This is a genomic window from Streptomyces drozdowiczii, assembly GCF_026167665.1.
In the GTDB taxonomy this organism is placed as follows: Bacteria; Actinomycetota; Actinomycetes; order Streptomycetales; family Streptomycetaceae; genus Streptomyces; species Streptomyces drozdowiczii_A.
Window position 1 is genome coordinate 2,796,145 of the sequence record NZ_CP098740.1, and the last position, 20,396, is coordinate 2,816,540.

19 protein-coding genes and 2 pseudogenes are annotated in these 20,396 nt (G+C 73.0%); 9 read left to right on the plus strand and 12 right to left on the minus strand.

The window, feature by feature from the left end; all coding sequences use genetic code 11:
- Window positions 1–18: 18 nt before the first annotated feature.
- The 6 genes and pseudogenes from alr to NEH16_RS12465 form a co-directional block, all read right to left on the minus strand.
- Window positions 19–1,166: pseudogene (gene alr / locus NEH16_RS12440) on the minus strand (alanine racemase).
- A 52-nt stretch (window positions 1,167–1,218) separates the two neighbouring features.
- Complete coding sequence (locus NEH16_RS12445; RefSeq protein WP_265542055.1) at window positions 1,219–1,605, minus strand: DUF488 domain-containing protein; 387 nt, start codon at window positions 1,603–1,605, stop codon at window positions 1,219–1,221.
- 42 nt (window positions 1,606–1,647) lie between these two features.
- A complete protein-coding gene (locus tag NEH16_RS12450) occupies window positions 1,648–3,114 on the minus strand; it encodes an NAD(P)H-hydrate dehydratase (RefSeq protein ID WP_265542057.1) in 1,467 nt (488 codons plus the stop codon).
- 201 nt (window positions 3,115–3,315) lie between these two features.
- A pseudogene (locus tag NEH16_RS12455) lies at window positions 3,316–3,683 on the minus strand (holo-ACP synthase).
- Between the two features lie 22 nt (window positions 3,684–3,705).
- Window positions 3,706–5,553: a glutamine--fructose-6-phosphate transaminase (isomerizing) gene (glmS, locus tag NEH16_RS12460; RefSeq protein ID WP_073964412.1), complete on the minus strand. Its 1,848-nt coding sequence runs from the start codon at window positions 5,551–5,553 to the stop codon at window positions 3,706–3,708.
- A gap of 93 nt (window positions 5,554–5,646) precedes the next feature.
- A complete protein-coding gene (locus NEH16_RS12465; protein ID WP_265542059.1) occupies window positions 5,647–7,137 on the minus strand; it encodes an MFS transporter in 1,491 nt (496 codons plus the stop codon).
- Window positions 7,138–7,267: 130 nt separating this feature from the next.
- Here NEH16_RS12465 and NEH16_RS12470 point away from each other — a divergent pair, with 130 nt between their 5' ends.
- The 3 genes from NEH16_RS12470 to NEH16_RS12480 all read left to right on the plus strand — a co-directional run bounded on the left by NEH16_RS12470 (window position 7,268) and on the right by NEH16_RS12480 (window position 9,088).
- Window positions 7,268–8,251, plus strand: coding sequence for an Lrp/AsnC family transcriptional regulator (locus tag NEH16_RS12470; RefSeq protein WP_265542061.1), 984 nt, complete (start codon window positions 7,268–7,270; stop codon window positions 8,249–8,251).
- Between the two features lie 50 nt (window positions 8,252–8,301).
- A complete protein-coding gene (locus NEH16_RS12475) occupies window positions 8,302–8,553 on the plus strand; it encodes a hypothetical protein (protein WP_265542063.1) in 252 nt (83 codons plus the stop codon).
- Window positions 8,554–8,665: 112 nt separating this feature from the next.
- The gene (locus NEH16_RS12480; RefSeq protein WP_265542065.1) at window positions 8,666–9,088 is read left to right on the plus strand and encodes a RidA family protein; all 423 of its coding nucleotides are present in this window, start codon (window positions 8,666–8,668) and stop codon (window positions 9,086–9,088) included.
- 18 nt (window positions 9,089–9,106) lie between these two features.
- Here NEH16_RS12480 and NEH16_RS12485 read toward each other — a convergent pair whose 3' ends face one another.
- Window positions 9,107–10,024 (minus strand): LysR family transcriptional regulator, encoded by a 918-nt coding sequence (locus tag NEH16_RS12485; RefSeq protein WP_265542067.1) that lies wholly within the window; start codon window positions 10,022–10,024, stop codon window positions 9,107–9,109.
- A 123-nt stretch (window positions 10,025–10,147) separates the two neighbouring features.
- Between NEH16_RS12485 and NEH16_RS12490 the strand changes: the two genes are divergently transcribed.
- The 3 genes from NEH16_RS12490 (at window position 10,148) to NEH16_RS12500 (ending at window position 12,245) form a co-directional block, all read left to right on the plus strand.
- Complete coding sequence (locus tag NEH16_RS12490; protein WP_265542069.1) at window positions 10,148–10,546, plus strand: nuclear transport factor 2 family protein; 399 nt, start codon at window positions 10,148–10,150, stop codon at window positions 10,544–10,546.
- A 34-nt stretch (window positions 10,547–10,580) separates the two neighbouring features.
- On the plus strand, window positions 10,581–11,513 hold the full coding sequence (locus NEH16_RS12495) for a zinc-binding dehydrogenase (RefSeq protein WP_265542070.1): 933 nt from the start codon (window positions 10,581–10,583) through the stop codon (window positions 11,511–11,513).
- Window positions 11,514–11,600: 87 nt separating this feature from the next.
- A complete protein-coding gene (locus NEH16_RS12500; protein ID WP_265542072.1) occupies window positions 11,601–12,245 on the plus strand; it encodes a dihydrofolate reductase family protein in 645 nt (214 codons plus the stop codon).
- A gap of 12 nt (window positions 12,246–12,257) precedes the next feature.
- On the opposite strand, the gene NEH16_RS12505 is transcribed toward NEH16_RS12500, so the two are convergent.
- Window positions 12,258–12,716, minus strand: a complete 459-nt coding sequence (locus NEH16_RS12505) for a DUF4396 domain-containing protein (RefSeq protein ID WP_073964419.1) — start codon at window positions 12,714–12,716, stop codon at window positions 12,258–12,260.
- A gap of 136 nt (window positions 12,717–12,852) precedes the next feature.
- Between NEH16_RS12505 and argG the strand changes: the two genes are divergently transcribed.
- The gene (gene argG, locus NEH16_RS12510; RefSeq protein WP_073964420.1) at window positions 12,853–14,298 is read left to right on the plus strand and encodes an argininosuccinate synthase; all 1,446 of its coding nucleotides are present in this window, start codon (window positions 12,853–12,855) and stop codon (window positions 14,296–14,298) included.
- A gap of 89 nt (window positions 14,299–14,387) precedes the next feature.
- On the opposite strand, the gene NEH16_RS12515 is transcribed toward argG, so the two are convergent.
- Together NEH16_RS12515 and NEH16_RS12520 are read right to left on the minus strand one after the other, a co-directional pair.
- Complete coding sequence (locus NEH16_RS12515; protein WP_374215660.1) at window positions 14,388–15,146, minus strand: DUF6008 family protein; 759 nt, start codon at window positions 15,144–15,146, stop codon at window positions 14,388–14,390.
- Window positions 15,147–15,314: 168 nt separating this feature from the next.
- Complete coding sequence (locus tag NEH16_RS12520) at window positions 15,315–16,169, minus strand: hypothetical protein (RefSeq protein ID WP_265542078.1); 855 nt, start codon at window positions 16,167–16,169, stop codon at window positions 15,315–15,317.
- Window positions 16,170–16,310: 141 nt separating this feature from the next.
- Between NEH16_RS12520 and coaA the strand changes: the two genes are divergently transcribed.
- Complete coding sequence (gene coaA, locus NEH16_RS12525; protein WP_018101201.1) at window positions 16,311–17,303, plus strand: type I pantothenate kinase; 993 nt, start codon at window positions 16,311–16,313, stop codon at window positions 17,301–17,303.
- 17 nt (window positions 17,304–17,320) lie between these two features.
- Window positions 17,321–18,295, plus strand: a complete 975-nt coding sequence (locus NEH16_RS12530) for a DUF389 domain-containing protein (RefSeq protein WP_265542081.1) — start codon at window positions 17,321–17,323, stop codon at window positions 18,293–18,295.
- A gap of 31 nt (window positions 18,296–18,326) precedes the next feature.
- Here the strand turns inward: NEH16_RS12530 and glmM are convergent, their stop codons facing one another.
- Both glmM and rpsI read right to left on the minus strand, forming a co-directional pair.
- Window positions 18,327–19,685 carry a phosphoglucosamine mutase gene (glmM, locus tag NEH16_RS12535; RefSeq protein WP_073964423.1) on the minus strand — a complete coding sequence of 453 codons (1,359 nt, stop codon included), beginning with the start codon at window positions 19,683–19,685 and terminating at the stop codon, window positions 18,327–18,329.
- 165 nt (window positions 19,686–19,850) lie between these two features.
- Window positions 19,851–20,375 (minus strand): 30S ribosomal protein S9, encoded by a 525-nt coding sequence (rpsI, locus tag NEH16_RS12540; protein WP_073964424.1) that lies wholly within the window; start codon window positions 20,373–20,375, stop codon window positions 19,851–19,853.
- Between the last annotated feature and the right edge of the window lie 21 nt (window positions 20,376–20,396).

A 20,396-nucleotide genomic window follows, 5' to 3' on the forward strand; every position in this document is an offset into this window, starting at 1 on the left:
TCGTGCCAGTGGGTCGTGTCAGTCGGTCGTGGCGCCCAGGTGGACGCGCGGTACCCGGGCCCCGATCCGGGTGACGATCTCGTACGCGATGGTGCCGGCGGCCTCCGCCCAGTCCTCGGCGCTCGGCTCGCCCCGGTCGCCGGGCCCGAACAGCACCGCCTCGCTGCCCGCCACCGGCTCGTCGCCGTCCAGGTCCACGACGAACTGGTCCATGGCGACCCGGCCCGCGATCGTCCGCCGCACCCCGCCGACCAGGACCGGGCCCCGGCCCGACGCGTGGCGCGGGATGCCGTCGGCGTAACCGAGGGGCACCAGGGCGAGGGTGGTCTCGCGGGGGTCGTGTAGTGGTGGCCGTAGCTGATGCCGTGGCCGGCCGGGACCTGCTTGACCAGGGCGACGGACGCGGCGAGCGTCATCACGGGCCGCAGCCCGAAGTCGGCGGACGTGCCCAGCTCCGGGCTGGGCGAGATGCCGTACATGGCGATCCCGGTCCGCACCAGGTCGAAGTGGGACTCGGGGACGGTCAGGGTCGCCGGGGAGTTGGCGATGTGCCGCACCTCGGGCTCGACGCCGGCCTTCTCGGCGTACGCCACCATGTCGCGGAAGGTGTCCAGCTGGGCGGTGATCGAGGGGTGGCCCGGCTCGTCGGCGCAGGCGAAGTGGGACCAGAGGCCGGTGACGCGGACGGTGCCCGCGCGCTCGGCGGCGCGGGCGGCGGCGACCAGCTCGGGCCAGTCGGCGGGCTGGCAGCCGGCCCGGCCGAGTCCGGTGTCGGCCTTGAGGTGGATACGGGCGGTCCGGCCGGCCGCCGCGGCGGCCTCGGTGACCTCGGCCAGCGCCCACATCCCGCTGACCGACACGTCGATGTCGGCCTCGATCGCCTCGCGCCAGGGCCCGCCGGGGGTCCAGAGCCAGCACAGCATCGGGCCGTCGAGCCCGGCGGCGCGCAGGGCCAGGGCCTCCTGCGGGGTCGCGGTGCCCAGCCAGGCGGCGCCCGCCTCCCGCGCGGCGCGCGCGCAGGGGACCGCGCCGTGCCCGTAGGCGTCGGCCTTGACCACGGCCATGAGGTGCGCCCCGGCCGCCCGGTCGCGCAGGACGCGCACGTTGGCGCGGAGTGCGGCGAGGTCGATCTCGGCACGGGCTCGCAAGGACGCTGTCTCGTTCATATCGCGCCCAGTTTCTCATTCCCGCCCGGGCGGGCCGGTCCGGCGGGGCGCGTCAGCGGTGGCGCAGCTCGTGTTCCAGGTGGTCGGCGAGGACCGGTACGTGGCTGTGCTCGACGTCCTTGACGGCCGTCACGAGGGTCACCGGGCCGCCCTCGCGGACCAGCCCGGCCAGCTCGTCCACGGCCGCCGACTCGGCCGGACCGGCGAGTTCCGCCCGGTAGCGCTCGACGAAGGCGTCGTAGCGGGTGGCGGAGCGGTCCTCGTGGTACCAGGAGCGCAGCTCGTCCGACGGGGTGAGGTCCTTGAGCCAGCGGTCGATCGCGGCCTTCTCCTTGGACACCCCGCGCGGCCACAGCCGGTCCACCAGGACGCGGGTGCCGTCGCCCTCCTCGACCCCGTCGTAGACCCGGCGTACGCGCACGTCACCGCTGCTGCTCACGGCCGGTCACCTCTCCTCGGCGGTCTTCTCCCTCAGCTTCGCTCAGGCCCGGACGTCCCGCCACGCCCCGGGGATCGCGTCGGCGACGTCCATCGCGGCGAGCGGGGAGCCGTCGGCGGCGCGGCGGGCGGCGAGCCCGTGCAGATAGGCCCCGGCGGACGCGGCGTCGAGCGGGGCGAGTCCGGCGGCGAGCAGGGAGCCGGTGAGGCCGGAGAGCACGTCGCCGCTGCCGGCGGTGGCCAGCCACGGGGTGCCGGTCGGGTTGACCCGGACCGGGGTGTGCGGGGCGTCGGTGGCGACGAGGGTGGTCGAGCCCTTGAGCAGCACGGTCGCGCCGAACCGCCCGGCCAGCTCCCGTACGGCGGCGAGCCGCCCCGCCTCGACCTCCTCGCGCGCCACGCCGAGCAGCGCGGCGGCCTCCCCGGCGTGCGGGGTGAGGACGGTGGGCGCGGTGCGGGCCCGGACCGCGTCCGCGTCCAGGAGCCGGAGCCCGTCCGCGTCGACCAGCACCGGCACGTCGGTGGCCAGCACGTCGGAGACGGCCGCCACGGCCTCGGTGCCGTCGCCGAGTCCGGGGCCGACGACCCACGCCTGCACCCGCCCGGCCTCGGAGGGCCTTCCCGCGTGGACCAGGGTCTCCGGGTGGCGGGCGATGACCGCCTCGCCGCCGGGGCCCGCGTAGCGCACGGCGCCCGCCCCGGCGCGCAGCGCCCCGGAGACGGCGAGCACGGCGGCGCCCGGGTAGCGCGTCGATCCGGCGGCGATGCCGACGACCCCGCGCCGGTACTTGTCGCTCTCGGCGGCCGGTACGGGCAGCAGGGCGGCCACGTCCGCGTACTGGAGCGCTTCCAGGTCGGGCACGGCGGGGAGTTCGGGCCCGAGGCCGATGTCCACGAGGCTCAGCGCCCCGGCCCGTTCGGCGGCCGGGTCCACGAGCAGCGCGGGCTTGTACGCGCCGAAGGTGACGGTGGCGTCCGCGCGCACCGCGTCGCCGGTCACCTCGCCGGTGTCCGCCTCGACCCCGCTGGGCAGGTCGACGGCGACGACGGGCGCGCCGTGCGCGGTGTACTTCCGGACCAGCTCGGCGGCCTCGGGGTGCAGTCCGCCGCGTCCGCCGATGCCGGTGATGGCGTCCACGACGAGGTCGATGCGCCCGGCCCAGTCCTCGTGCGCGGTGCTCTCCGCCCCGTCGACGACGTGCCCGCCCGCCGCGACCAGGGCCGCGCTGCCCGCCTCGTGGGCCCGCCCCGGGCTGACCCGCACGGCGACCACTCCCGCGCCGCGCCGTGCGAGCCGGGCCCCGGCGTACAGGGCGTCGCCGCCGTTGGCGCCGGTGCCGACGAGGAGGACGACGCGTGAGCCGTAGACCCGCCCGCCCCGCCGCAGCAGCCCGGCACAGGCGGCGGCGAGCCCGGCGGCGGCCCGCTGCATCAGGGCCCCGTCGGGAAGCCGAGCCATGAGAGCCGCTTCGGCGGCCCGTACGGTGTCAACGCTGTAGGCGGTACGCATGCCTTCCAACGTACGCAGGTTGAGAACCCCACGCAGGCGACGGGCGGCACCGACAAGCGGCGACCGGCCCCATCAAGCCCGTCCGGCGCTTGAGGACATCGGTAACGGAACCGAGGACGGGCCGCACATTCAAGCCCGTCCGGCGATTGAGGACGGAACCGGCACACCGGGGCACCCGGGGCCACAGGGGCGGAGCCCACGTCACCCCTCCGCGATCACCACCGCGGACGCCACCCCCGCGTCATGGCTGAGCGACACATGCCACTGCCGCACCCCCAACCCGGCGGCGCAAGCCGCCACCGTCCCCCCACCCGCAACCGCGGCTGCCCGCTCTCCTCCACGTACACCTCCGCGTCCGTCCACAGCAGCCCGCCCGGCGCGCCGAGCGCCTTCGCCAGGGCCTCCTTCGCGGCGAACCGGGCGGCCAGCGAGGCGATCCCGCGCCGCTCGCCGCTCGGCAGCAGCAGCTCCGCCTCCACGAACAGCCGAGAGGCGAGCTGCGGCGTACGCTCCAGCGCCGCCTCGAACCGCTCGATCTCCGCCACGTCGATCCCGACCCCGATGATCACGTTCCCACCCTCACTGCTCGGCTCACTCCACGGTGACGGACTTCGCCAGGTTGCGCGGCTGGTCCACCTCGTTGCCCCGGGCCGTCGCGAGTTCGCAGGCGAAGACCTGCAACGGCACGGTGGCGACCAGCGGCTGGAGCAGCGTAGGCGTTGCGGGGATGCGGATGAGGTGGTCGGCGTACGGGACGACCTCCTCGTCGCCCTCCTCGGCGATGACGACGGTACGGGCGCCCCGGGCCCGGATCTCCTGGATGTTCGACACGATCTTGCCGTGCAGCACGGACCGCCCGGCCGGGGAGGGGACCACGACGACGACGGGCACCCCGTCCTCGATGAGCGCGATCGGCCCGTGCTTCAGCTCACCGGCGGCGAACCCCTCGGCGTGCATGTACGCGAGTTCCTTGAGCTTCAGCGCGCCCTCCAGGGCGACCGGGAAGCCGACGTGCCGGCCGAGGAAGAGCACGGTGTCGTGGGAGGCGAGCGAACGGGCCAGCTCCCGGACCGGCTCCATGGTCTCCAGGACCCGTTCGACCGAGCCGGAGATCTCGGAGAGCTGCCGGATCACGGTCCGGATCTCGTCACCCCACTTGGTGCCGCGCACCTGGCCGAGGTAGAGGGCGACGAGGTAGCAGGCGACGAGCTGGGTGAGGAACGCCTTGGTGGAGGCGACGGCGACCTCGGGCCCGGCGTGCGTGTAGAGGACGGCGTCGGACTCGCGCGGGATGGTCGAGCCGTTGGTGTTGCAGATGGCGAGGACCTTCGCGCCCTGCTCGCGGGCGTGCCGCAGGGCCATCAGGGTGTCCATGGTCTCCCCGGACTGCGAGATGGCGACGACCAGGGTGTGCGGGTCCAGGATCGGGTCGCGGTAGCGGAACTCGCTGGCCAGCTCGGTCTCGCAGGGGATGCGGGTCCAGTGCTCGATGGCGTACTTGGCGATCATCCCGGCGTGGTACGCGGTGCCGCAGGCGACGATCACCACCTTGTCGACCTCGCGCAGCTCGCCGCGCGTGATGCGGACCTCGTCGAGGTGGAGGGTGCCCTCGGGGTCGATGCGGCCGAGGAGGGTGTCGGTGACGGCCTTCGGCTGCTCGGCGATCTCCTTGAGCATGAAGGACGCGTAACCGCCCTTCTCGGCGGCCGAGGCGTCCCAGTCGACGTGGTACTCGCGGACCTCGGCGGGCCGGCCGTCGAAGCCGGTGACGAGGACGCCGTCCCGGCGCAGCTCCACCACCTGGTCCTGGCCCAGCTCGATCGCGGACCGGGTGTGCTCGATGAACGCGGCGACGTCGGAGGCGAGGAAGGACTCGTCGTCCCCGAGCCCCACGACGAGCGGGGAGTTGCGCCGGGCGCCGACGACCACGTCGGGCGCGTCCGCGAAGACCGCGACCAGGGTGAACGCCCCTTCCAGGCGGCGGCACACCTGGCGCATGGCCTCCGCCGGCTCCCCGCTCTGGCTGTACGCCTCGGCGAGGAGGTGGGCGACGGTCTCGGTGTCGGTCTCGGAGAGCAGATCGTGGCCCCGCTCGCCCAGCTCGGTGCGCAGGGCGGCGAAGTTCTCGATGATCCCGTTGTGGACGACGGCGACGTGGCCGGCGTTGTCCAGGTGCGGGTGGGCGTTGGCGTCGGTGGGCCCGCCGTGGGTGGCCCAGCGGGTGTGCCCGATCCCGGCGGTGCCGGCCGGGAGCGGGTGTTCGCCGAGCGCCTTCTCCAGGTTGACCAGCTTCCCGGCCTTCTTGGCGGCGGCGAGCCCGCCGTCGGCGAGGACGGCGATGCCGGCGGAGTCGTAGCCCCGGTACTCCAGCCGCTTGAGGCCCGCGACGACGACGTCCTGTGCCGACTGTCCGCCGACGTAACCCACGATTCCGCACATAGTGGTCCCTTCATGGTCACAAGGCCCTGTTCTTCGCATAATCGCAGAAAACCGGGCCCATGAGCCGATTGAGGACCACGCGCCGCCGCGCCCTCACCCCGCCCGCACGGCCTCCGGTACGGGTTCCTTGCCCTCCGTCGCAGCCACCGGCCGCTCCGCCTTCTTCACCAGCAGCAGCACCGCGACGCCCGCGACGACGCCCACCGCACCGGCCACCACCGCGGCCGTGTTCAGCCCCGAGGCGAACGCCGTCCGCAGCGCGTGCTCCGGCATCCCGGCGGCCCGCAGCCCCGCCGCGCCGCCGCCCGCCAGGGCGTGGGACCTCCCGTCGCCCAGGCTCTCCGCCATCCGGGAGGTCAGCACCGTCCCGAGCACGGCGACCCCGAAGGCGTAACCGAGCTGCCGGAAGGTGTTGACCGCGCCGCCCGCCATCCCGGCCCGCTCCGGCGGGACCGCCGCGAGCGCCGCGCCCGCGATGGCCGGCGAGACCAGGCCCGTACCGATGCCCGCGAGCGCCAGGCCCGGGATCAGGGCGGGCCAGGAGGAGCCCGCGCCCAGGACCGCCTGGGCGAGGGTGCCGGCGCCGATGAGGGCGAGTCCGATGCCGATGGTGAAGCGGGGCTGCACCCCGTGCAGCAGCCGGCCGCCGGCGGCGGCGACCACGAAGGAGGTGGCGGCGAGCGGCAGGACCGCCAGGCCGCCCTGGACCGGGCTGAGTCCGAGGACCGTCTGCAACCAGATCGAGGTGTACGGCAGCACGCCGAAGGCCGCCATGTTGAAGGCGAGCGCCCCGGCCATCACCCCGGTGAACGCGGAGGTGCGGAACAGCGAGAGGTCGAGCAGCGGGTGCTCGACGCGCAGTTCCACGACGACGAAGCAGACCAGGGCGAGCGCGGCGATCCCGAACGTGGCGAGCGTCTGCCCGGACGCCCAGCCGACGCTGCCGGCCCGGACGACGGCGTACGTGGCCGCCCCGGCGAACACCGCGAAGGCGGCGGTCCCCGCCCAGTCGGTGCGCCGGTCCCGCGCCCCGTGCGACTCGGGCACGGTCCTGCCGGTCAGCCAGATCGCGGCGACGCTCACGGGGAGGTTGACGTAGAAGATCCACCGCCAGCCGGGCCCCTCGGCGAGCAGCCCGCCGACCACGGGCCCGATCGCGGCGGCGCCCCCGGCCACCGCGCCCCAGAGCCCGAGCGCCACGGACCGGTCCTTGCCCCGGTAGACCGAGGCGAGCAGCGGCAGCGTCGTCGCGAACATCGCGGCGGCGCCCACGCCCTGGACGGCGCGCGCCGCCACCAGCAGGCCCGGCGAGGAGGCGAGCCCGCAGGCCAGCGAGGCGGCGGCGAAGAGCACGACGCCGACGACGTGGACCCGGCGCCGGCCGAGCCGGTCGGCCGCCGCGCCTATCCCGAGGAGCAGGGCGGCCAGCGCGAGGGCGTAGCCGTCGATGACCCATTGCAGGTCGGAGAGCGAGGCGTCGAGCGCCTTCGCCATGTCGGGCAGTGCCACGATGACGATCGTGACGTCCAGCAGCAGCATGAACGTCCCCAGACAGACCGCGGTGAGCGGCCCCCACTTACGCATGTCCTTGTCCTTCTCCCGTACGGGTTCCGTGTGACCGGCGGCCACCCCCGTACGATCGGATGCGGGCGGCCGGAATCCCCAGCCAGTGACACCCCGGCGCCGGAATCCGACACGGAAGGGGCCTTCGGGAGTGGAATCACCCACCCGGGGCGACGCCCTGGACCTGCGCATCCTGCACGCCCTCGAACTGGACGCCCGCGCCTCCTTCAGCCGGATCGCGGCCGTCCTCGGCGTCTCCGACCAGACGGTCGCGCGCCGCTTCCGGAGGCTGCGGGCGGAGGGCGGGCTGCGGGTCGTCGGGGTCAGGTGCGCCGCGTCGGACGAGCCGTTCGAGCACTGGCTGCTGCGGGTGCGGTGCGCGCCGGAGGGCGCGACGGCCATCGCGGAGGCCCTGGCCAAGCGCCCCGACACCGCCTGGGTCGGGCTGACCTCCGGCGGCACGGAGGTGACCTGCACGGCCAACGTACGCAACCGGGGCGACGCCGACGACCTGCTCCTCGGCAAGCTGCCGCGCACCCCGCACATCGTGGACATCCGCGCGCACCAGCTGCTGCACCGGTTCTACGGCGGCCCGAGCGGCTGGCTGCACAAGAGCACCGCGCTGACGGGAGAGGAGGCCGCCGCCCTCGCCCCGGCCGCCGACCCCGCCCCGCCCGGCCCGCGGGTCATCACCGCCGACGACGAACCCCTGGTCGCCGCGGTGGAACGGGACGGCAGGGCCACGTACGCCGAACTCCAGAGCGCGACCGGCCTCTCCGAATCGGCGGTCCGGCGCCGCCTGGCCCGGCTGACCGCGTCCGGCGCGCTGTACGTGGACGTGGAGTTCGACGCCGGCTACTTCGGCTTCCGCAACTCCAGCATGCTCTGCGTCACCGCCGCCCCCCGCGCCCTCCACGCGGTGGGCGAGGCGCTGGGGGCCGACCCCGAGGTGGCGTACGCGGCGGCCACCACGGGCCCGTCCAATCTGATGGCGGTCGTGATCACCCGCGATTCCGCCCACCTCTACCGCTACCTCAGCGAACGCCTGGGCGGCCTGGACGGCGTCGAGCACGTGGAGTCGATGCCGCTGCTGCGCCGGGTGAAGCAGCTGACGTACCGGCAGTTCCGGGGGTAGGCACCGGCGGTCACAGGAATCCGTATGCGGGCAGCGCGGGGCAGGCCCTGGTGATCAAGGGGCGGCGGCGGATCGGCAAGACCCGGCTGGTGCAGGAGTTCTGCGCCCGGTCGGGCCGACCGTACGTCTTCTTCCAGGCGACCCGGAGCCAGCCGGCGCCGCTCGCCCGGCGGGCGCTGTTCGACGCGGTCGCCGGCGGTCAGGGGATGCGGGACCACGGTGCGGCGCTGGAGCACGCCGCCGCCCCCGAGGACTGGTTGCGGACGCTGGCCGCCGTAGGCGCCCGCGCAGTGGGGCCCTGAGGACATCACCGCGGCGTGGCGCTGACATCCTGGGCGGCAGTTCAGCGGGAACCCAACTCGCCTGCGGACACATATGGTTGAGCCCATCAGCCACCACAGGAGAGAGGTTCCCGTGCACAACGCACACGACGGGTCCGGCGAGTCCACGCTGACCCACATACCGCCCAACGGAGTCGCCCCCGCCCAGGGCTACAGCCATGTCGTCACCGGGGAGGGCAGGCTCGTCGTGATCTCCGGCCAGGTCGCGCTCGACGAGAACGGGGACGTGGTCGGGGAGGGCGACCCCGCGGCCCAGGCCCGGCAGGTCTTCGAGAACCTCGCGCGCTGCCTCGCCGCGGGCGGGGCGACGTTCGCCGACGTCGCCAAGCTCAGCTTCTTCGTCACCGATGTGGCGTTCCTGCCCGCCATCCGGGCAGCCCGGGACGTCCATGTCGACGTGCGGCGGCCCCCGGCCAGCACGGCCGTGCAGGTGGCCGCTCTCTACCGGCCGGAGCTGCTCATCGAGGTGGAGGCGCTGGCCGTCGTCCCCCGGTGACCCGACGGGCCGCCCCGCTCACCCCGCCGCCCCCGGCGACCGCAGCCACCCCCCGGCCCGGGCCACCTCCCCCGCCGTACGCAGGAGTTGGGCGACCACCGGGCGGGCGCCCCGGCCCCGGGTGAGGAGGTGGAGTTCGATGGCCGCTCCCCCGGTCAGCGGGCGCCACACCAGCCCGGCGGGCAGGCTCGGGGCGGCCGAGTCCCCGACGACCGAGACCGCGTCGCCCCGGGCGACCGGGGTGTGGCCGGCGTCGAACGTCAGCGGGCGCAGGCGCAGTTCGGGGGTGGCGCCCGCCTCGGCCAGGAGGGCCGTGATCGCGTCGTAGTGGCCCGGGTTGGCCTCGCGCGGGTGGATGAGCAGCGTCTCCGGGGACAGCTCGGCCGGGTCCACGGCGGGGCGCGCCGCGAGGCGGTGGGCGGCGGACATCAGGACGCCCTGCGGTTCCAGCCGTACGAGCGTCCGCACGAGTTCGGGCGTCGGCGGCGGGCAGCGGACCAGGCCCGCGTCGAGGGTGCCGTCGGCGACCCCGGACAGGATCTCGGCCGTGGACAGCAGCCGGGTGTCGGCGGTGACGCCGGGCAGCCGGTCCGCCAGGGCGGCGAGGATCGCGGGGGCCGTCTCGTAGCTCGTACTCATGCTGTAGCCGAGCACCAGCGTGCCGCTCTCGCCCCCGGCGAAGCCGCGCACCTCGCGCCAGAGGCGGTCCGCCTCCTCGCTGAGGGCCGCGCCGCGCTCCATCAACAGCCGCCCGGCCTCCGTGGGTTCGACGGAGTGCGTGGTGCGGTCCAGGAGCCGTACGCCCAACTCCCGCTCCAGCTCACGTATCTGGCGGCTGAGCGCGGGCTGCGCGATGTGCAGGCGCTCGGCGGCGCGGGTGAAGTTGCGTTCCTCCGCCACGGCCAGGAAATAGCGCAGGCGCCGTAGATCCGACATGCCGAACAGCATATGACCTGCGCTGATGCCGGGCGGGTCTGGAGTGATCGGGAACAGGTCTTTCCCTGCGCGGCCCCGGTCTCCGTAGCGTCGGGAACAACACGGAGGAAGGGATTCACGATCATGCACAGCACCCCCAAGGACGTCGTCCTCGACTACATGAAGACCCTCGCCGCGGGCGACATGGACCGGCTGAGGGCGTTCTTCGACGCCGACACCACCTGGACGCTCGCCGGTGACCTGCCCGTCTCGGGCACCTGGACCGGCCCGGACGAGATCTTCGACGAGTTCGTGGCGACGATGACCGCCCGGCTGGTGCCGGAGACCGTGGAGATGGAGTTCCTGGGAGTGATCGCGGAGGGCGAGCGGGTGCTCGCGGAATGGAAGACACGCGCGCTGACGCGGAAGGGCGGCCGGTACGACCAGCACTGCCTGGCCGTCTTCACCGTGCGCGACGGCCGCATCGCCGCCGTCCGGGAGCACTTCGACACCCTGCACGCCCACAACGTCGTCTTCGCCTGAGCAGCCGAGGAGCTGAGGAGCTGAGGAGCCCACCATGCGCGCACAACTTCCCGCCGCCGACGAGGGCGGCACGGTCCGGATCGGCGACGCCCCCGAGCCCGAACCCGCCGCCGACGAGGCCCTGGTCGCGGTCGAGGCGTACTCGGTCAACCGGGGCGAGTCCTTCCAGCTCGACGGGCAGCTCGACCGCCGGTGGCCCGGCTGGCGCCCCGGCAAGGACGTCGCCGGCACGGTCGTCCGGGCGGCGGCCGACGGGACCGGCCCGGCCGCCGGTACCCGCGTCGTCGGCCACCCGCCCGCGTACGGCTGGGCCGAGCGCGTCGCCGTCCCGGTGCACAGCCTCGCCGCGCTCCCCGACAGCGTGGACGCGGTGACGGCGGCGGCCCTCCCGCTCGCCGGGATCACCGCGCTGCGCCTGCTGCGCGCGGCCGGTCCGGTGGCGGGGCGGCGGGTCCTGCTCACCGGGGCGAGCGGCGGCGTCGGCCACTACGTCACGGAGCTGGCGGCCTCCTCGGGCGCGGCGGTGACGGCGGTGAGCGCGACCCGGGAGCGCGGGGCGCGGCTGCTGGAGCTGGGGGCCGAGGCGGTGGTGACCTCGCCGGAGGACGCGGAGGGGCCGTACGACGTGGTCCTGGAGTCGGTGGGCGGGGACTCGCTGCCGGCCGCGCTGGCCCGGCTGGCCCCGGGCGGCCTGCTGGTCTGGTTCGGCCAGGCGAGCCGCACCCCGGTCACGCTGGACTTCTTCGACTTCTTCGGCGGCCCCGCCCAGGCCCGTATCGCCCACTTCGACTACACCCGCGCCGACACCACGTATGCCGCCGAACTCGCCACCCTGGTACGGCTGGTGGCGGGCGGGCGGCTGCACCCGGAGATAGGCTCGGTCCGCGACTGGTCGCGCACCGGGGACGCCATCACGGACATCCGGGCGCGCCGGGTGCGGGGGAACGCGGTGCTTACGGTGGGATGAGAAATCGGGGCGGCGTACGGCGATGAGTCCGGGCCCCCCGAGGAGTCACCCCTTGCGTTGTCACCCATCACCGGGAGAAGAGCACCCATGACTCAACTGCTGAAGGTCCAGAACTTCACCGTCTCCGCCGACGGGGTCGCCTGCGGGGAGAACCAGACCCTGGAGCGGCCCTTCGGCCATGTCGACCCGGGGCAGCTGTTCTCCTGGGCCGGGGCGACCGCGAGCTGGCCGGGCCGGAGGGACCCGGGCGGCAGCCGGGGCCTGGACGACTACATGACGCGGGACTTCTCGCTCAACATCGGCGCCGAGATCATGGGCCGCAACAAGTTCAGCCCGCAGCGCGGTCCGTGGGAGAACCACGAGTGGCAGGGCTGGTGGGGCGACGAGCCGCCGTTCCACACCCCGGTGTTCGTCCTGACGCACCACAAGCGGCCCTCCTTCACGCTCTCCGACACCACCTTCCACTTCGTGGACGGCGAGCCCGCCGACGTCCTCGCCCAGGCCCGGGAGGCCGCGCAGGGCAAGGACGTCCGGCTCGGCGGCGGGGTCTCGACCATCCGGGAGTTCCTGGACGCCGACCTGGTCGACACCCTGCATGTGGCGGTGTCCCCGGTGAAGTTCGGGACGGGCATGCGCCTCTGGGACTCCCCGGACGACCTCCGCGACCGCTTCCACCTGGACGTCGTACCGAGCCCGAGCGGGGTGACGCACCACCTGTTCTGGCGGAAGTGAGCCCGTGGGCCCTCAGTGGTAGGCGTGCACCACGGCATGGCCCTTGCCGCGTCCGATCATCCAGCGGTTGACCGGTGTGGTGATGACGAAGGCGAGGGCCAGCGAGCCGGCGAGCGCGCCCCAGAAGAGGACGTCGGACAGGCCCGCGTCCATGGCGCCGGGGATGGTGACCATGACGGTGTTGTCGATGAGCTCCATGACGGCGATCGACAGCGTGTCGGCGGCCAGCGCCACCTTCAGCGCCTGCCGCAGGGGCACGTCCGCCTTCAGGACGCCGCGCATGGTCAGCGCGTAACCGAAGACGAAGGCCAGGGCGATGGAGAGGGCCACGGTGGCGCCGTTGTGCAGGCCGGCCGCCGTGCCGATCACCATGCCGAGGATCTCGCCGATCGCGCAGCCGGTGAGGCAGTGCAGGGTCGCCTGCGCCGCCATCCGCCAGGTGGCGTGACCGCCGTGGTGGACGTGATCCATCGCGCTTCCCTCCGTCGGGCGGTACGGGACGGGTTTCCCGTACCGCCCCTCTCAACCACATACCCCCTAGGGGTATTCCCGGAAGCGTCGCACACGGGGCGTTGCATGATCATGCGAGATGATGCATAATCTTCCTATGTCCAAGGTCCTCACCTCCCTGCCCACCGGCGAACGCGTCGGCATCGCCTTCTCGGGCGGCCTCGACACCTCGGTCGCGGTCGCGTGGATGCGCGACAAGGGTGCCGTCCCGTGCACCTACACCGCCGACATCGGCCAGTACGACGAGCCCGACATCGCCTCGGTCCCGGGCCGCGCCAAGACGTACGGCGCCGAGCTCGCCCGCCTGGTCGACTGCCGCGCCGCACTCGTGGAGGAGGGCCTGGCCGCGCTGACGTGCGGGGCGTTCCACATCCGCTCGGGCGGCCGGGCGTACTTCAACACGACGCCGCTGGGCCGCGCGGTCACCGGCACGCTCCTGGTCCGGGCGATGCTGGAGGACGACGTCCAGATCTGGGGCGACGGCTCCACGTTCAAGGGCAACGACATCGAGCGGTTCTACCGCTACGGCCTGCTGGCCAACCCGCACCTGCGCATCTACAAGCCCTGGCTGGACGCCGAGTTCGTGACGGAGCTCGGCGGCCGCAAGGAGATGTCGGAGTGGCTGGTCGCCCACGGCCTGCCCTACCGGGACAGCACCGAGAAGGCGTACTCCACGGACGCCAACATCTGGGGCGCCACCCACGAGGCCAAGACGCTGGAGCACCTGAACACCGGTGTGGAGACCGTCGAGCCGATCATGGGCGTGCGGTTCTGGGACCCGTCGGTCGAGATCGAGACCGAGGACGTCACGATCGGCTTCGACCAGGGCCGCCCGGTCACGATCAACGGCGAGAAGTTCGAGACCGCCGTCGACCTGGTCCTGAAGGCGAACGCCATCGGCGGCCGCCACGGCCTGGGCATGTCCGACCAGATCGAGAACCGGATCATCGAGGCCAAGAGCCGGGGCATCTACGAGGCCCCCGGCATGGCCCTGCTGCACGCCGCGTACGAGCGCCTGGTCAACGCCATCCACAACGAGGACACCCTCGCCCAGTACCACAACGAGGGCCGCCGCCTCGGCCGGCTGATGTACGAGGGCCGCTGGCTGGACCCGCAGGCGCTGATGGTCCGCGAGTCGATCCAGCGCTGGGTCGGCACGGCCGTCACCGGCGAGGTGACCCTGCGGCTGCGGCGCGGCGAGGACTACTCGGTCCTCGACACCACGGGCCCGGCCTTCAGCTACCACCCGGACAAGCTCTCCATGGAGCGCACCGAGGACTCCGCCTTCGGCCCGGTCGACCGCATCGGCCAGCTCACCATGCGGAACCTGGACATCGCGGACTCCCGCGCCAAGCTGGAGCAGTACGCGGGCCTCGGCATGATCGGCACCGCGAACCCGGCCATCGGCGCGGCCCAGGCCGCCGCCACCGGCCTGATCGGCCAGCTCCCCGAGGGCGGCGCCGAGGCCATCGCCTCGCGCGGCGAGGTCTCGGACCAGGACGAGATGCTGGACCGCGCGGCGATGGAGGCCGGCACGGACTGACCCGTCCCGTACGCGACAGAGCCGGCCGGACACCTCTCGGGGTGCCCGGCCGGCTCCTTTCCGTACGGCGGGAGTGCGCGGAGCCACGGTCAGGGGCGCCCCGCCGGTTCGAGGGTGCGCGCGGGGCCGTCCTCGGCGGGGAGCACGGCCGGGGCCTCCTCCACGGGCGCGAAGCTCGCCTTGACCGCCCGCTTCTCCTTCCACAGGTGGTAGACGGAGATCCCGAGGATGACCGTGCCGACCGCGTTGGCCACGAAGTGCCACCAGACGCGGTACGTGACCAGCGCCGGGCCGGGCTCGATGGCGCCGAACCAGGTCGAGAGGCCGATGGCCCGGCTCGCTCCGAGCGCGATGGAGGCGGTCAGCACGATGTGCTCCAGGCCGTGTATGCCCTGCATCCAGACGCCCATCCGGGCCCACTTGCGCGACTTCAGCTCCCCGGTGACCCGGTGCGTGATCTGCACGATGCCGACCAGTCCGGCGAGGAAGATGAAGTTCCCGGCCAGGTGCAGGATCTCCATCCCGAGCGACGGCTTGCTCGGGTCGATCTGCCCGAGGCCCCGGGAGAAGCTGTTGCCCCACGGGGTCATCCACGCCGGGTCGTACGGGTGCGCGATCCAGTAGGCGGCCTGCGCGACATGCTCCTGGAAGTGGCCGACCTGGCCCACGACACCGATGCCGATGAGCGCCACGGCGAACTTGTACACCCACGGCCGCACCGACCGCCGGTTCCCGACCGCCAGCACGGCGACGGCGGCCCACATCGCGACGGCCCAGGCGATGATGAAGACGGCCCCCAGGGTGTCCGCCGTCGAAACGGTGGACTCCATCCCCGGCATACCCGTCATTCCTGGCATTCCTGAGTGATCCATACGAGGTCCCTTCGAGAAAACACATACGTGTGCGAAGAGACTGCTGGCGAACCGTCCGTTTTGCTTCTTCCGGATTGCCGAACCCGGCACCGAAGAGAAGCGGGCCGGGTGCCCCGAAGCGCACCCGGCCCGCATCGCCGCAGGTCACCAGGGCCGTGCGTGCATCTCCCTGACGATCCCGCCCGCGCCGCTCACATCGACGTAGTCGGCGGACGAGACCGCGCCGCCCGTGGTGGACCAGCCGCCGAAGCTCCACCGCCAGTCCCCGTCGAGGGTCGCGGTGACCGTCGCCCTCAGCGCGCCCGTGGAGCTGGACCGCACCGTCTTCACGGTGTTGTACGAGGTGGTGCCCTTGGGCCGGAACTGCAACTGGACGGACGCGTCCGCCACCCCGGTGTACGCGTGCTTCACCCAGTCCGCCCGCTTCAGGGTGCCGGTCACGGTGATCGGCTTGCCCTTCGCCACCGGCTCGGGCGCGGCGTCGACGGTGGCCTTGGCATAGCGCCGGATCTGGACCGTCCCGGAGGTGGCCAGGTACTCCTCGGCCACGAGGTGGGAGTCGTCGCGGAACAGCTGCGCCTTGACGCCGATCTTCCAGGTCGTGGCGTCGTTGTTGGAGTCCAGCCGGTAGTACGGGTCCACGTACAGGGACCCCTCGCAGTCCGCGATCCGGTCGCTCTTCTCGTAGCAGGTGTAGATCCCCATCTGGAGCCCACCGCTGTCGATGCCCTTGGCCGGCGTGGTCCCGTGGTACAGAAACGGTTCCGCGTCGTACGCGAAGGGGTCGGCCGTGCTGTACCCCGGGGGAAGGGTGATCCGGAACGTGACCGGGGGCTCCTTCACCTCCGTGGTGCCCACCACGATGGGCTTCCCCCCGTTGACGACGATCCGCGACACCGTGATCCCGGTGTCGGCGGCCCGCGCCGTCGGTGCCGTGAACGCCGAAAGGGCCAGAGCCCCCGCGAGCGCCGCCACGACCCCGGTTCTGCCTGATCTCATTTGCACCTCATTGCCGCGTAGGAGAAAGGCGGGGCGGCAGGCTACCAGCGCCCCGGAACCGGGCCCGCACCGGTATGCCCGCACCGCCACCGTGACCGAGCCCACCCCCCGCTCCCGTGGAACTCCCGCGACAATGAAGACGTGATCACTTCACCCGCACGGAGCCCCCGCCGCGCCGAGCACGCGGCGACGCCGTACGTCGACCTCTCCCGGGCGGAGTGGAGCGCGCTGCGCGACAAGACGCCGCTGCCGCTGACCGCCGAGGAGGTGGAGCGGCTGCGCGGGCTCGGCGACGTCATCGATCTCGACGAGGTGCGGGACGTCTACCTGCCGCTCTCGCGGCTGCTGAACCTGTACGTGCAGGCCACCTCCGGGCTGCGCGGCGCGCTGAACACCTTCCTCGGCGACGCGGGCAACGGGCAGGGCGCGCAGCGCGGCACCCCGTTCGTCATAGGCGTCGCGGGCAGTGTCGCCGTCGGCAAGTCCACCACCGCGCGCATCCTCCGGGCGCTGCTGGCCCGCTGGCCGGAGCACCCCCGGGTCGAGCTGGTCACCACCGACGGGTTCCTGCTGCCGATGAAGGAGCTCCACGCGCGCGGCCTGATGTCCCGCAAGGGGTTCCCGGAGTCGTACGACCGGCGCGCCCTCACCCGTTTCGTCGCCGACATCAAGGCGGGCAAGGACGAGGTCACCGCCCCGGTCTACTCCCACCTGATCTACGACATCGTCCCCGGCGAACGGCTCACCGTGCGCCGCCCGGACATCCTCATCGTGGAGGGGCTGAACGTCCTCCAGCCCGCCCTGCCCGGCAAGGACGGCCGCACCAGGGTCGGGCTCGCCGACTACTTCGACTTCAGCGTGTACGTGGACGCCAAGCCGGAGGACATCGAGACCTGGTACCTCAACCGCTTCCGGAAGCTGCGCGAGACGGCGTTCCAGGACCCGTCCTCGTACTTCCGCAAGTACACCCAGGTCTCCGAGGCCGAGGCGATGGAGTACGCGGCCACCATGTGGCGCACCATCAACCGGCCGAATCTCGTGGAGAACGTGGCGCCGACCCGCGGACGTGCCACGCTGGTGCTGCGCAAGGGGCCCGACCACAAGGTCCAGCGGCTGTCCCTGCGCAAGCTCTGACTCCGGAAAGGGTTTCCGTGCTGCATCTGCGCCTGCTCGTCCCCGCCGACCGCACGGACGAGGTGACGGACCTGTTGGAGCGCACCGTCGGCACCGCGCACCTCGCGGTGCTGCCGGGCGTCGCGCGCGACCCGGTGGGCGACATCGTGCTGTGCGACGTGGCGCGCGAGGCGGGCGACGAGCTGATCGCCGAGCTGCGCCGGCTCGGGCTCGACGACTTCGGCGCGATCACCGTCGAGAACATGGACCTGACGCTCTCCGCGCGCGCCGACCGGGCGGAGGAGGCGGCGCCGGGCGAGGGTTCGGACGCGGTGCTCTGGGAGGAGCTGGTCGAGGCCACGCACGACGACTCGACGTTCAGCGCCACCTATGTCGCGTTCCTCGCGGTGGCGACGATGCTCGCCGCCTGCGGGGTGATGCTGGACAACGCGATCCTGATCGTGGGCGCGATGGCGGTGGGGCCCGAGTTCGGGCCGCTGGCCGGGATCTCGACGGCGCTGGTGCAGCGCGCCCCGCGCCTGGTGGGGCGCTCGCTGATCGCGCTGATCGGGGGGTTCGCGGCGGCGATGCTGCTGACGGTGGGCTTCGCCTGGCTGATGGACGCCTTCGGGCTGTTCGACATGTCGATGATCGAGGGGAAGCGGCCCAACACCGCGTTCGTCTGGCAGCCGGACTGGATGTCGTTCGTCGTGGCGTTCCTGGCCGGGATCGCGGGCACGCTCTCGCTGACCTCGGCGAAGTCCGGCGCGCTCATCGGGGTCGCGATCTCGGTGACCACGGTGCCGGCGGCCGCCAACGCGGCGGTGGCCTTCAGCTACCGGGACTACGGCCAGATGACCGGGTCCGTCCAGCAGCTGCTGGCGAACCTCGGCGGGATCGTGCTCGCGGGCACGCTGACGCTGCTGGTGCAGAAGGCGCTGTGGCGGACGACCCGGCGCCACCAGCGGGCCCACCAGCGCGCCCGTACGAAGCCCTCGGCGCCGACGCGCTGAGGGGCGGGCACCGGCCCGCCCCTCCGGGCCGTCAGCCCAGCGCCGACTTCACGACGTCCGCCAGCTGCCCCGCCACCGTACGGGCCTGCTCGATGTCCGCCGCCTCGACCATGACCCGTACCAGCGGCTCCGTACCCGAGGGGCGCAGCAGCACGCGGCCGGTGTGGCCCAGCTCGCGCTCGGCCTCGGCGACGGCGGCGGCCACCTCCTGCGAGGTGTGCACGCGGGCCTTGTCCACGTCCGGGACGTTGACCAGGACCTGCGGCAGGCGCTCCATGACCCCGGCCAGCTCGGCGAGCGAGCGGCCCGTCGCGGCGACCCGGGCCGCGAGCATCAGGCCGGTCAGGGTGCCGTCGCCGGTCGTGGCGTGGTCCAGGACGATGACGTGGCCGGACTGCTCGCCGCCCAGCGCGTAGCCCTCGGCCTTCATGGACTCCAGCACGTAGCGGTCGCCGACGGCCGTCTGGACGAGCTGGATGCCCTCGCGCTCCATGGCCAGCTTGAAGCCGAGGTTCGACATCACGGTGCCGACCACGGTGTCCCGGCGCAGCTGTCCGGCCTCGCGCATGGCGAGGGCCAGCACGGCGAGGATCTGGTCGCCGTCGACCTCCTCGCCCGCCGCGTCCACGGCCAGGCAGCGGTCGGCGTCGCCGTCGTGGGCGATGCCCAGGTCCGCGCCGTGCTCGACGACGGCGGCGCGCAGCAGCGCCAGGTGGGTGGAGCCGCAGCCGTCGTTGATGTTCAGCCCGTCCGGCTCGGCGCCGATCGTGACGACCTCGGCCCCGGCGCGGGCGAACGCCTCGGGCGAGACGCGGGCGGCGGCGCCGTGCGCCTCGTCCAGGACGACCTTCAGGCCGTCGAGGCGGTTCGGGAGGACGCCGATGAGGTGGGCGACGTACCGGTCGAAGCCCTCCACGTAGTCCGTGACGCGGCCGACGCCGGCGCCGGTGGGGCGGGTCCACGGCTCACCGGTGCGGTGCTGCTCGTAGACCGTCTCGATGCGGTCCTCCAGCTCGTCGGCGAGCTTGTGGCCGCCCCGGGCGAAGAACTTGACACCGTTGTCCGGCATGGCGTTGTGGCTGGCGGAGAGCATGACCCCGATGTCGGCGCCGAGCGCGCCGGTCAGGTAGGCCACGGCCGGGGTCGGCAGCACGCCGACGCGCAGGACGTCGACGCCGGCGCTCGCCAGACCGGCCACGACGGCCGCCTCCAGGAACTCTCCGGAGGCGCGCGGGTCACGGCCGACCACGGCCGTCGGCCGATGGCCCTCGAAGGTGCCCGCCTCGGCCAGTACGTGTGCCGCGGCCACCGAGAGGCCGAGCGCGAGCTCGGCCGTCAGATCCGCATTGGCGACACCGCGCACGCCGTCCGTGCCGAAGAGTCGTCCCACTGGTGTCCTCCGAAAGTGCTCCGAAACGCAAAAGATCAGATCACGCAACCAACAAGCCTATGAACGCCTTATGCCGTTATATGCCCGAGGATGTCGATAAACGAACGCCCCGGCAGCACGAGAGGTGCCGCCGGGGCGAACGTGTAACGCGGATGAGCAGGCGGTTTAGCGCTTGCTGTACTGCGGGGCCTTGCGGGCCTTCTTGAGACCGGCCTTCTTGCGCTCGACCGCACGGTCGTCGCGGGAGAGGAAGCCGGCCTTCTTCAGGGTCGCGCGGTTGTTGTCCACGTCCGCCTCGTTCAGCGCGCGGGCCACACCCAGGCGCAGGGCGCCGGCCTGACCCGAGACGCCGCCACCCGCGATGCGGGCGATGACGTCGTAACGGCCGTCGAGCTCGAGCACCTTGAAGGGCTCGTTGACTTCCTGCTGGTGCACCTTGTTCGGGAAGTAGCTCTCGAGGGTGCGACCGTTGATCTTCCACTTGCCGGTGCCCGGAACGATCCGGACGCGGGCGATGGCGTTCTTGCGACGGCCCAGGCCGGCGGCGGGCTGCGGGTCGCCGAAGCGGCCGGCGAGCGACTCGGAGGTGTACTCACCCTCGACGGGGACCTCGGACTCGAAGGTGGTCACCTCGGCGAAGTTCTCCTCGCCCTCGGTGCCCTCGACGGTCTCAACAGTGGTCTCGGCCACGATTCTCCTCAGATCTTTCTT